This is a genomic window from Mesotoga sp. H07.pep.5.3, assembly GCF_002752615.1.
In the GTDB taxonomy this organism is placed as follows: Bacteria; Thermotogota; Thermotogae; order Petrotogales; family Kosmotogaceae; genus Mesotoga; species Mesotoga prima.
The window spans coordinates 148,396-161,186 of the sequence record NZ_AYTV01000022.1 but is presented as its reverse complement, the minus strand read 5'-3'; the positions used below and the strand labels follow the sequence as shown (position 1 = coordinate 161,186).

General features: G+C 43.5%; 9 protein-coding genes. 3 read left to right on the top strand and 6 right to left on the bottom strand.

Translation table 11 applies throughout. From position 1 onward, the window contains the following. Positions 1-117 precede the first annotated feature (117 nt). On the bottom strand, positions 118-1,521 hold the full coding sequence (locus V513_RS09850; protein WP_099772611.1) for a DUF1254 domain-containing protein: 1,404 nt from the start codon (positions 1,519-1,521) through the stop codon (positions 118-120). A gap of 425 nt (positions 1,522-1,946) precedes the next feature. Between V513_RS09850 and V513_RS09845 the strand changes: the two genes are divergently transcribed. The 3 genes from V513_RS09845 to pheA all read left to right on the top strand — a co-directional run bounded on the left by V513_RS09845 (position 1,947) and on the right by pheA (position 3,904). Further along, entirely contained in the window at positions 1,947-2,435 is a 489-nt protein-coding gene (locus V513_RS09845) for a MerR family transcriptional regulator (protein ID WP_218962708.1), read from the top strand. A 10-nt stretch (positions 2,436-2,445) separates the two neighbouring features. Further along, positions 2,446-2,667 (top strand): TipAS antibiotic-recognition domain-containing protein, encoded by a 222-nt coding sequence (locus V513_RS14000; protein ID WP_218962707.1) that lies wholly within the window; start codon positions 2,446-2,448, stop codon positions 2,665-2,667. A gap of 409 nt (positions 2,668-3,076) precedes the next feature. Further along, a complete protein-coding gene (gene pheA, locus V513_RS09840; protein ID WP_257212055.1) occupies positions 3,077-3,904 on the top strand; it encodes a prephenate dehydratase in 828 nt (275 codons plus the stop codon). A 237-nt stretch (positions 3,905-4,141) separates the two neighbouring features. Here the strand turns inward: pheA and V513_RS09835 are convergent, their stop codons facing one another. Genes V513_RS09835 through V513_RS09815 form a run of 5 tightly spaced genes read right to left on the bottom strand, consistent with a single transcriptional unit; the run spans position 4,142 to position 12,787 of the window. Continuing rightward, positions 4,142-7,234: an amylo-alpha-1,6-glucosidase gene (locus tag V513_RS09835; RefSeq protein ID WP_099772609.1), complete on the bottom strand. Its 3,093-nt coding sequence runs from the start codon at positions 7,232-7,234 to the stop codon at positions 4,142-4,144. Beyond that, positions 7,222-8,256, bottom strand: coding sequence for a glycoside hydrolase family 172 protein (locus V513_RS09830; protein ID WP_099772608.1), 1,035 nt, complete (start codon positions 8,254-8,256; stop codon positions 7,222-7,224). The genes V513_RS09835 and V513_RS09830 overlap by 13 nt, the downstream gene beginning before the upstream one ends. Positions 8,257-8,303: 47 nt before the next feature. After that, positions 8,304-9,140 carry a carbohydrate ABC transporter permease gene (locus V513_RS09825; protein ID WP_099772607.1) on the bottom strand — a complete coding sequence of 279 codons (837 nt, stop codon included), beginning with the start codon at positions 9,138-9,140 and terminating at the stop codon, positions 8,304-8,306. Positions 9,141-9,155: 15 nt separating this feature from the next. Continuing rightward, positions 9,156-11,426, bottom strand: a complete 2,271-nt coding sequence (locus V513_RS09820; RefSeq protein ID WP_099772606.1) for a carbohydrate ABC transporter permease — start codon at positions 11,424-11,426, stop codon at positions 9,156-9,158. A gap of 59 nt (positions 11,427-11,485) precedes the next feature. Then, entirely contained in the window at positions 11,486-12,787 is a 1,302-nt protein-coding gene (locus V513_RS09815) for an ABC transporter substrate-binding protein (RefSeq protein WP_099772605.1), read from the bottom strand. Positions 12,788-12,791 lie beyond the last annotated feature (4 nt).

The window sequence follows — 12,791 nt, the reverse complement described above, 5'->3', positions numbered from 1 at the left end:
TAGATTTCGTGGTGTTAACCAGGTTATCTGTTTCATTTCAGGTCTCCACATTTCTCCTCTTATTCGAAGATTCGAATTCTCTATATCATTAGGATATTCGGATTAAGACACACCAGACTAATCTCGAGGTCTTCCTTTCTCCACTCCTGGAGGGCAGTACAGAGGATCAAGAGCTCTTGGTGAAGGCAGGTACATTCTCAAGGACAAAGAAAAAGGTCCATTGGGGGCGGGGAGCCAGTTGCTTTCGAGATCAATGCCGGGCGAATCATGCTGGATATAGATGTCGAGAGATCCATCATCGTTGTATGACAATCTCGACCGATTACCAATAGAATATCTGTTTATCGGGTTGGGAACCATGAACTCGTCATCACCGTACACTGTAATCGACCAGAACCCACCGGGTTCTGTGGGAGGTATTTCATGGCTTTCGAAATGAATCCTGTAATCGTACTTTGAGCCGTCATATGCTTCATTGTCGGCATCGACGTAACTTGTGGGGTAATATGCTTCTTCGAGATCATTTCCATACAGACCCATATATGCTGCTGCCGCCCTGATTTCGTATTTTCCCTGCATTTGCTGACGACTACCGAATATCCGTTTCGTCAAATTCCACCCGTTCTTTGTAACTCCCATCTTCTCGGACGGCCGGAATATGATCCTCATCGCATCTTCGATTCCGTTTTCAATTGCGATGATCATCTCAGGTTGCAAGTCGTTCTCACTAAATGGAAGGTTTGGGCCTATGCCGATTAGACCAAAACGCTCAATGAGAGCCTTTTCAGAAGGATGTATCTCAAGCTGTCCAAGAAGGAAGTTCAAATACGAAATGAAGCCTGCCGATTCAGCTTTTTCCTGACTGAACGGCGGAAAGGCTATCGGTTCGACAGCTGAAGAAGTTTGACCACCGCGGAAAGTTCCAAAAGGTCTGATTTTGAAGCTGTCTTGAATCTTTGCAACGGCATCGATATCACCTTCTAACTCAGGATTTACGGAAATTCTTACTATGCAGAAGACGAAATTCCCTTCGCTGGTGAATACCTCATCGATTTCGTTGGGAATCTCAACGAAAGAGGACGGGCCACTGATCATTACTGTCAATTTCCTGCAACCGGTGGTTCTCGTTCCTGCGTATGCGAAGTTATGTGTGTACATGTCGATGAACTGGACTGAGAAATATCTTTCACAGATGCTTGGAATCTCTATTATTACCGGTTCGTTCCTCAGATCAAGCCATGCAGCCGAGAACAACATATCGTTGTTTGGTCTTGCTATTTCTCTGAACTCCGGCCCCAGTAATCCTTGAAGATGTTCAAACTCGTTGAATGAATTTGGAATCACTGCCTGGAGAACCATAGTTCTGTAGTTCTCAAGCATTGGAAAAGCGAAAATATACGCTTGCCTTGCAACTTCCCTTGCTTCTTCGTAGTTGCTTGTTACCGAAGTCGATTCTGCACCAATAATGACAGCGAAAACCAGAATCATAGATATTAATGTCAGTGACTTTTTCATACCCATTTCTCAATCTCCTCTCGTAACCGCTCTTCGATGGCTATTCTGGGTTCCCGGTTTTGAACCTACAATAGTCAGTGAGTTCAAAGGGCTTAAACCTCAGCAAAAGATACTTGTAAGATATGAACTATAATTTGTCTGACTGTCCATTGAAAGAAAGGGTTTGCTTTTATTCTCGATCAGAAAGACAATCCCCCAACAAACTCATCTCTTTGATTTCCAAACAGGCTTTCATATACGGTTACAGTACGCGGAGGCCTTCTGTGACAATACAGTGAAGTCTTTACTTACATCAGGACAGCACAAAAGTAATAGTAAACTTCTTGAGTCACTTTTATACGTTCAAGGAATCCAGAATCGATGCAATGATCAAGCGGCTTGACTATTAAGCATCGTAATAGTATATCCTTGTGATTATGGAAGTTGATTTCTTGAACGCAAAACAGGCTGCCGAGCTTTCAGGTCTTTCTGTAAGGGCGCTTCATCACTTCGACGAGATTGGGCTTTTGAGGTCCCAGTGTAATGTTAAGAATGGATACAGAGAGTATTCAGAAGCCGATCTCGACAAGCTTCAGCAGATTCTCTTTTTCAAACAATGCGGTTTCTCTCTGGGTAGGATCAAGAAGCTTCTCAGCAACCCAAGGTTCGATAGAGCAAAGGTCTTCGAGCTTCAGAAGAAACACTTGATTCTTGAGAAAGAGAGAATCGAAGCTATGCTCATCTCACTGGAAAGGACGCTCAAAACTATGGAAGGAGAAGATTCGATGAGTCAAAGAGAAAAGTTCAAAGGATTCGATTTCTCTTACAACCCATATGAAGAAGAAGCGAGACAACTTTGGGGTGATGAGACAGTCGAAAAAAGTAACGATTCTATCGCTTCGAAGAGCGAACGGGAGAGGAAGGACATGAGAAGATATTAGATGAGCTTTTTTGAGGACTAGCAGAGATTGGGATGAAGATCCCGATTCAGACCTTGCAAAAGAAGAAATGGAGAGAATGTGTAGGGTCTTTAACGAAAGCTTTGGACATTACTATAGCCTTGAATCTTTTGCTGCTCTAGGCAACATGTATGTAATGGATGATCGGTTCAAAGCAAACATAGATAAGTACGGTAAAAGGTTATCGGAGTTTCTTTCAAGAGCAATGCAGTAGTACGCAGACAGGCAATCCAAAGAATGGACCGAAAGTGTCGGTGATGAAACTGGTTACCTATGATCATGGGTACTATCGAATGAATCGAACAGTTTCAAACAAGAGCAAAGCTAGCTGTTGAGATAGGTTCGAAAGCTTCCAATGGTCTCCTCGATTTGCCTTTTGTCTATGCAAGGTGAGAAACAATTCAGGAGGTACTCCTAACTCCTGACCAGAAGGCGTTGCGACCAGTTTGTTCAGGCTAATTCATCTTAGCGTTGCAATTGAAGAGCTATAATTGTGTGATTTGCTTCTGATTGCGCGACCTTTCGCAGAAGCTGCTATAAGCATGATCCATATTTAAAAGATCGGATCATGAATAACAGAATATATTCAGGCATTGGATTTGCCTTATGAACAGGGGAGTTCTTTGAAGAGGAGTATCGCTTTTCAGGGCGAACACGGAGCTTATTCAGAACAGGCTATAAGAAAATTGTTCGGGGAATCACCAATTACTACTCCATGCAGATCTTTTCGGGAGATGCTGAAACTTGTAAGCGAAGAAAAGGTAGACTACGCAATGCTGCCGGTCGAAAACTCCCTTGCTGGCACTGTGATTCCAGCATATGATGCGCTCATAGAAAGCGAACTATTTGTTCAGGCAGAAGTCATGCTTAGAATTGAGCACTGTCTGATGGCACCAGAAGGGGTAAAAATTGAGGACATAAGATACGTGATCTCCCATCATCAGGCTTTGTCACAGTGCATGAGGCATATTGAAGAGGAGGGTTTTGAGGCGAAAGAGTATTATGACACTGCTGGCGCGGCAAGGGACTTGGCCGCTTTAAAGATGCCATTTACGGCTGCAATAGCCAGCGAATTGGCGGCCAAAACATATGGGCTGGAAATCCTTAGAAGGGGTTTCGAGGACCTTGATACGAACACGACGAGATTCTTCTTGATGGGAAGAGAAGCCGGAAAGTGCGAGGGCAGGTGCAAGACTTCAATGATATTTACCACGGAGCACAAGCCGGGAGCTTTGTTCAAAGTTCTTGGAGAATTGTCGGATCGCAATTTGAACTTGACTAAGATAGAATCAAGGCCATTTACGAAGGAAATGTGGCACTATCTCTTCTTCGTTGATTTCGAAGGAAGTGTATCGGAAAAGAGAGTTGGAGAAGCTGTCAACGCAATAAGCAGTCGCTGCAGCTACTTCAAGCTCCTGGGTTCCTATCGATCTGATAGTTCGTCAGTATAACTGAGCTGTAGGGATTTAACTTTCTGCATTCTTTCAACTTTTGATGACAAGGTCATTTTCAAGCTAATGGGACGCATGACTAATAGCAGAAGCATCAACCCTCTTCTCAGTTCGTTGATAAACTGCTTTTCCACGAGATCGACAGCAGGGTGGACATATCCTTAGGTTAGAACTTGTGCATCAACTGGACAGATCAAACCACACTTAGCCACAACACCTTGATTATCGAAAATGAACTTACGAATCTGAAATTTTTTCTTTTAACAGAACGAATACGGACCCATAACGCTCAGTCCCGTGTCCTCGGATTTTGAGAAAACCTTCTTCAAGAATTGAATTTTCCACTTTGATTTGTCTAGAAGCAATGAAGGGAATCTGGCACTGTTTACCACGCACCCGTACATGAAGTTTCCAGCAACCACGGCTCTGCTCTTCAATACCCATAATTCTTGGCTGTGAACTCTCTTTTCCTTTATACATCGAAGGCTCTATTGGAAGTAATAAGAAAGGAGACCTATATTTTATCCGAATATCTAGAGTGAAACCCGAAAGGGAACCGATCACCTCGACTCTCTTTGATGTGATACCATTTTCAGTTCTTATAGCCAGCCGATTACCATTGGAGCTGATTTCAATATCACGGGAATAAATAGGTACCCATGATGCGAAATGTACAGGAACCTGTCTGTTAGTACGAATCTTGAAATACTGGGTCACTTCAATCAAGTCACAATATTCAACTGTACAGTTGTAATGAAACTCAAAATTGCTCTTTCCTAAGGGCAACGATGGAGCTTCAATAGACTTTATTGATAGCGGAATTGATGGGTTCAAACTCAGGATACCATTAATCATGTCGGGTTCAACACCCAAAACACCTTCATAAAACGGCTGCAAGCCCATCGTCTCAGACCAGGCCTGATGAGCGCAAACTCCTGAAAGTTCATAAACTTCACCGTTTATAACTTCCGGAATGAACCCCGATGAGAAGTCTTTGCAAGTATAAAGATTTGCCAGGACATGATTGAAAGCGTCGAGATCGGCTCCATGCTTGAACTGGGCCAACGATGCCCATCCTGTAAACAGAGGCCAAACGCTGCCTTCATGATAACCGGTAGGATTGTATATGCCGGAATTCTTCCCGATAATCCTAGTTCCCCAGTCAGATGAAAAGTCGTCACTCGCAAACTCCTTCACCTGGTCTACTATTCTTTCTGGAGAAATGATGTCAAATATCGTACCCATTGAAGACATAATCGTTCTGAACTTCATTTGCTTTCCCGATTCATCTATTCCCAGAACATAACCTATATCGGGATCGTATAGTTTTTCGAGGCCAATCAAGCATCGTTTTTGCAAATCTGACGAAAGAGACTTAACCTTCTCCTCTCCAAGATAACTGGAAAGTATTCTTATGCCCCTAAGAGCTGCAATCCATATGCAGTTCAAATAAAATGAGGCCTTTGCGCCGTACAGCTTTCCTCCTTCGATCCAGCCGTGGCCAGCAATGGTGTTTTCAATAAGGCCGTCACCATCTGAATCGGTTTTTGAGCAAAAGTCTAGAGCTTTCTCGATTTTGTCCCAGTTTTTCCTGGCAAATCCTATATCACCACTTTGCTTGCAATACCTATACATTGTGTAAAGAAAGAGGGGAGTCGAATCTGCAGCGTCATAGTGAACAACGTTGCTGGTAGTGAGTTCATGATATATCTTCCCATCGATTCTTTGATAATTTATTAGTAATTCTAGATTCTCTTTGACTGTATCGTAGTCGCCAATATCCAATAATGCAAGCGAACACCAGAGGCTATCCCGTCCGAAATACCATGCGTATCCCGGCCTTGCGCTGAACCATCCTGGTCTGCTTGACGCATATCCTGCCATGATACCAGTGCCAATACTTGGTGTTGAAACTCTGAACTTCACTGTTGATACTTTTGCAAGATTGAGAGCTTCATTTAGTCTTGCGTTGTCTGTCAGGATGGGACTTCTCTCAAGATATTTCGAATAGAACTCTCTGGCCTCACGTATTTCCTCTTGCATATTGATCACAGTAGGAAATTCTTCGCTCTCTATACTGGAAAGCACCGAAAATGTTGCGAGGTCTGTTACCCTGCTTGTGAAAGAAACTCGAATTCGCTCATCAATCTTTTCAACGGTTGCTGAAACTGGACTAGAAAAGACCATTAATGTTCTTATCTGTTCATCTTCTGTCTTAAGTCTAAATCCGTTTTCTAGTTTGCAGAAGGTCTTGCATCCGTTGAAGGAATCATCCATGGGCCACATGATTCTCAGATCTGATTCAAAACCAATTTCGATATCGTGTATTTCACCATCCGAGAAATGAAATTGAAAGAACAGGTTGGGCTTGTTCAAACTGCAAAAAACAAAGACTTCCCCATTATCAAATGTATAGACTATCTTCTCGGGAGAATAAGAAATCTTCTTTGACAATGATGAAAGAGCCTTCCCATCGATAGAAATTTCCACGTATCTTAAGACCCTGAATGGATGCACCCATACCTCGTCAACTCTTCTGCAGGAAGCATTTGCAAGTATTCTTCTGCCACTTGAGTTAATGTAGCCAGTAGCGTCTGTGATTTCCATCGAGGGAGAGGGCCATTCCTCAACCGGAGACATGATTGGCAACATGATGTCTTGCATGTTCGAATCCTCAATGAATATTGATTCTGAGTCTTTCCAGTAGTTTCCAGTCTTATTCTCGGAAAGCATCCAACTGATTGCATTCTCCAAGAACTTTTCGAGTTCTGCCTTATATGGATTGTCGATTTTTCCAACTGGAAGATAGCCTCCGATGGACAAGATTGAATGGTTCTCCGATTCATAAAACCAGATGAGCTTGTTGCTCCTCAAATAACTGATATAGCGCTTCTCAACTGCAATTACTTTTGCTTTCCTGCCAAGATAGTAGAAAACTTCGGGCATCTTCTCAAATTCATTGAGATAAATGCTGTAGAAACCTCCATGTAGACCCTCAAACAATGGATGGTTCTTATAGCATTGAAACCCCCTCTTGTCCCACGGAGAATCACCTAAGATTGTTAACCGTCTATCGATTTTCCCGGGTTCGTCAAGTCCAATGAGCTCAACGATTTTCACTGCTTTTCCAATAAGAATGGTCGGTAATTCTCTGATCGCGGCTAAGACATCTCTTCTTTCAGGAATAAAGTCATCTATTATCAGTAGTCTGTTCTTTTTGCAATGAAGATCATTCCCAGTTCTATATCCGATCTTCTCAATGGTATCTGAAAGCCTCTTTCCTTCTCTTTCTAAAACACAGATTATGTGATCTGCGGTCATCTTGCCCATAGCTCATCCTGTGAATATACTTTTGAGAAGTTCGAGTGAGGTTCATCCTGATACCAGTAAGCAACGGTTGCAATATCGTCCGTTAGCGGTTGAAAGGTTCCGTCTTTATACCAACCTAGAGCCTGAACAGTAACTTTTATTGAGCTGTTAAATCTAATTGGATCCGGTATGTGCCAACGGTAGAGCCCATGTCTTGGAACTTCACCCTCTCCCTTGCTCCAGAGTGGATAGCCGCAAAAGGGGGAGGAAAAGGTTTCGCCAAAACACCACGCGCCGCCAAAGTAGTCTTCGGTCCCCGTTGTGCAAATAGTGGGAGTGTCTTCTCCTTCAAGGAAGAACTTGACTTCTCCTTCACCCCACCATCCGTTTGAGAACTGAGTCCAGGCTGCTACTGTACCGACATAGTGGCCCTTGCCTTTCACATTATCAAGGATTACATGTTCTGGATTGTCCCGGGTTGTCATTGTTCTTCTCCATGACGCATGAAAATATGCTGCCGAGGCCGGTACTTGTCCAAGAGAGTAGTCTATTTGATAGAAAAAGCCTTTGAATGATCTTGAAGAGAGGTTTTCAATTTCGATTCTTGCTTCACTTCTGAAAGGCATTGACCAATAGCAGTTGAATCCTCCGGATGGATTTACTGATACGGGGAGTGAATTTATGCGATACCTCAAACCATGTGTGCAGGCAAAGAAGTCACCGAGAGGTACTTCGACAGAAGGGTACAGCTCGTTGTCCCAAAAGAATCTTATTAGGCAGCTTCTATATGCCTCGCTATCAACCGTTATCCAAATATGTCTTATAGTACCGGGCCCTTTGATTTTTGCCAGTTCAACTTTTGCGTTCGGTTGAAGCTCTATACATGGCCTAACCTTCCAACCTTTTCCTAGTCTCCTTGCGGGTCCAATTCCAGAAGGGTCCTCGAGAGCGGCACCAGAGACTCTTCCATCTGGATTTTCAGCTGAAATAGATCTGGACAGCTCGTTTCTGAGCTCGTAAATTTCATCAAACAAAAAATACAATCAAATCACCTCCCGGTTTACCAGTAGTCTCCGTCACCAACGTCTATCTATTTCTCATAACCGGATGTTAGCCTTATTCCTTGAACAATCCACTTTTGAGCAAAGATATAGATCAGTATCATTGGAATTGACGAAAGAGCGGCCGCAGCCATTTGTGCCGGATAATTTGTAACGTACTGGGACGAAAACATTGCAACACCGACTTCTATGACCCTCATTTCTTTGCTTCTTGTGACAATCAATGGCCAGAAGAAGGAACGCCACTGTCCCAGAAAAGTAAATGTTCCAACAGTAGCTATAACCGGTTTGCACAGTGGCATGATGACCTTCCAGAATATCTGCCACGATGAGGCTCCATCTATTCTGGCTGCGTCTTCTATGCTGCTTGGAAGACTGAGCATATACTGCCTCATTAGAAACATTCCCCATATGTTTCCAAGTGCAGGAATTATCATCGCCCAATATGTATCTACCCAGTTTAGCGAGTGGAGTATTATAAAGCCCGGAATCAGTGTGACAACCCCCGGGAGCAACATGAAAGTTATGAAGAGTTTGAACATGAAATCTCTGCCAGGAAAGTATAGTCTTGAAAGAGCATATCCTCCCATAGAAACTAGGATTATCTGGCCGATAAGAACTGCGATTGTTACGAACAAAGTGTTGAAGATATATCTGCCCCAAGGTTGCGACTGCCACATTTCCACGTAATTCTCCCAACGCAGGACATCTGGGATCAGCTTCGGAGGAAGTCTGTACATTTCAAACTCCGCCATGAAAGAGAAGGAGATCATGAGAATATAAGGAAGTAGTGTGGATAGCCCAAGAAGAATGAGCAAAGTCATAATCAGTACTTTGATGAAAATGGAGAAGATTCTTTTGTTCATCTCATCATCTCCTCTCTAGAAGTAAGCCTGCCAGCTCTCTTTGCCAAAGAGCTTGAACTCTACCAAAGTCAGCACGGCCAGCAGCAGGAACAAGATCCACGATTGTGCGGCCGCGTACCCCATTCTCATATCTACCCAGGCAGACTGCCAAATGTGATAGAAGACGACATCGGTTGACCTAAGAGGGCCTCCCTGCGTCAAAACGTAAATTGGAGTGAAGACCTGGAATGATCCAATTACACTAGTAACAAGAACAAAGAGACTGGTCGGTTTTAACAGTGGAAGAGTGATTTTCCAAAAAATCCTTGACTTGCTAGCACCATCGACTGCGGCCGCATCATAGAAGTCCTTTGGTATCCCTTGAAGACCGGCCAAGAAGATTAGCAACTGACTTCCTATTGACGACCAAATACCGATTATCATCATTGAGACAAGCGCATACTGAGGCGATTCAAGCCATGCTATCGGCTTAATACCGACAAGGCCAAGAATGAAATTCAGGACACCAAAGTCTCGATTGAAAATCCACCGCCATACGATAGTAGTTGCTACCCCAGCCGTTACGACGGGAAGATAGTAGAGAACCCTCAATACAATAGAAAGCTTTCCTAGTTTGTTGACGGCGATTGCTAGGAGCAGAGATATGAACATACCAATAGGAACATAGATTGAATAGACGGCGGTATTCTTCATTGCGTTCCAGAATTTGAAGTCCGAAAAGAGCTCGATGAAATTCTCAAGACCAACAAAAGGCTTAGCTGCATCTACAATGCTCCATCTTCTAAAAGCTAAGAACAGTGCGAATCCCATGGGGCCAACGGCCCACCACACTAAATGGACAAGCGCAGGGAGAAGAAATGCGTAACCAATGAAAGTTCTATTTATGAGTGTTCTAGATTCTATGTTTGAAATGATGAAGGTGCTCACTACAACCATTACGAGAAGTACGAGAATAGCTCCTATCGCAAAGAACTGTATTGAGAGAATGGAGTTCTCTCGAGAAGTTTCCTCAAACAAGATCGTGAATTCAAAACCATCAATGTTCTTCTTCACATAAGTGTGAACTACATCGTTCACCTTCGCCTTTCCGCTTTCCATATCATTCTTGGTGGAAGAAGTTATTATTTTCAAATTTGAAATTCTTTTCTCACTCAAGTTCGAAGCGACAATGTCGTCTCCTTTCCGTATTATGAAACTGGCAGTCAAGGCTAGTTTAGATCTGTCAACGAATTCCTTTATCGATTTTTCGCTTTCGTATTCTAATAAGGAATCTGCGTCGCTGAACCAACCCTTTGCGTTTTTGAGAGCCGCCTCGCTGCTAACCTTGCTAAGTGAGTTCCCGAAAAAAGAGAAAGCAAATAAACCAAGCAAGATAATAGCTGGTAGATACGCAATAAATCCAAAGAGAAAACGAATAGGTTTACCAATTTTCACTGAGGAACGTGATCTCTTGAAAAGCAAATAAAGAAAGAACATAGCAAAAGCCGATGACGAAAAAGCGGAAATCCAGAGAAATAACAACAACGAACGACTTTCTTCAAACCATTCCGAAGACTTAGTTATAGTCGTAAAGAATCCGATTACATCCCAATTGTCAGAGTCGTAAACAGCAACGGCATTCACCATGGCCTTTTCATTTTCTATAGATATCTCCTCGGTTTCAGGTTTTTGGCTGTTCACTGTCTTCGTGAAAAGTGCGTTCAAAGTCTCATAATCAAGCGCTGGATAAGCATTAAAAGAAGTGAAATCATCTTCATTTCCGAAGTACACATTGAGCGTTCTCCCATAGATACTATCCGCTTTGTCCGTTATTTCATCAAATCTATCTAGAACGACCAAAAGAATCGTGTCATTTAGCATAAGAATTCCCGTCTGAATATATGGTCTTCCATCAATCAACCCCATCTCGGTCTTTGGATAGCCACTTGAAAAAGTGAGGTTCTCAAAAAATACAGAGGATGACAGATGGGCCGGAGAGGCATAACCGAAGTCATGTAGTAAGTTGCCGGAGTAGTCGAACAAACCTACGTACTCTATTTCATCTGAAAGACTTTGGATTACATCATTAACGAGTTCAGGGTTGTCAACTAATATGTCCAGTCTCATATCGATTTCAGCCATAAGGTTCTGGTAATTGAGCTTGAAACTATTAAGCAAAGCCGCTTCACTCTCTGCTGTGAAGTTTTCGAAGCTACTTTTCGCGTAAATGCTTAGAATAGCAAATGTTAACAAAATTAGAAGACCAGCAAAAACAATCAAACCAACTAGTGTCTTGTGCCGCCTCAAAGTTATTCCTCCCTAGGGATAAGGGGGGCAGCCGAGACTGCCCCCCTCTTCATTCCAGGTCAGTTCTCTCTTTCTTCAATGTACTTATCAATTGTCTCGGCTGCCCAGTCCATTGCTTGTTTTACAGTTTCTCCACCTACGTTCATTCTGTCGAAAGCCTCAGCCCAGGTGTCTTCAAACAGAGGTCTGTAATACTTTGTTTGAGAACCGACCGGTACTCTTGCAAAATCAAGCATCTTTATGAAAACCGCGTCAAGTTCGTCCCGCTCTGCCTGCAGTTCGGCAATTTCCTTGATTGCTGATATTGCCAACCCACCTTCCAAACAACGTTTTTTCTGTGCATATTCGCTTGACAGAAACGCTGCGAGCTTAGTTGCACCTGACTTGTCAGCTGCATTTGCCGGAACCGCCCAGCCAGAGGCATACGTAACAGTCGCCTTATTTTCGGGTGCTGCGTATGGAATTGGTGCGGCTCCGACATCAAGGTCGGCACCCTTCGCGATCTGTCCTTTGATTGATACGTTGAACCACCTACCTGTTATTGTCATGCCAACCTTACCTGTGTAGAAAAGCGCTGAAGTTCCTCCGAGAGAACTGGCTTCTTGAGGTGATGGTGCGTATCCTTTCGAGAGAAGATCCATGAAGAATTGATAGTTCTTAACGTTGAGATCACTGTTCAGATATCCCGAGGTTTGTGTGAAGTCTGGGCTGAAGACTTCACCACCGCCTGCCCATAGGAGTGGTACAACGACTCCAACCCATGATGGGAAGGCAAATCCCCAAACGTCGTTTTTTCCGTCTCCATCAGTGTCTTTGCTCAAGAGCCTGGCGGTTTCCGCAAATTCCTCCAGGGTCCATCCGTCCTGCGGGGGATAAGGAACCCCCAGCTCATCGAACACTTTCTTGTTGTAGAAGATTCCTATCGGGCTTGTATCCTTAGGAAGGGCGTATAGGCTCCTACCTGATCTGAATATGTCAACGAGCACTGGAAAATACTCCGTGAGATCAGTGCCACTCGCACCATCTCTGTTTAGCCTGCTAATGAAAGGGTTGATGTCTGTCAGGTAGTTGCCTTCCACAAAAGCGGGTATCATCTCTGCATCCAGAAGGATCACATCAGGTGGGGTACCAGCTCCAATGTCAGTAAGAATCTTCTGATAATAGTCTCCGGGAACTGGTTCGTAAGTTACCTCGTACTCCGGATTGAGTCTCATGAATTCTGCAATAATCTCTTCGTCAAGAGCAGCCTCTTCAGCTCCTGCCCAGGTTGTGACTCTTAGCTTGGTTACTCCGACCGCAAGTGAAGAAAGCAGAATGACAGCAATCACCAGAAACGCTTTCAAATATCTTGCCCGACGCATAGTT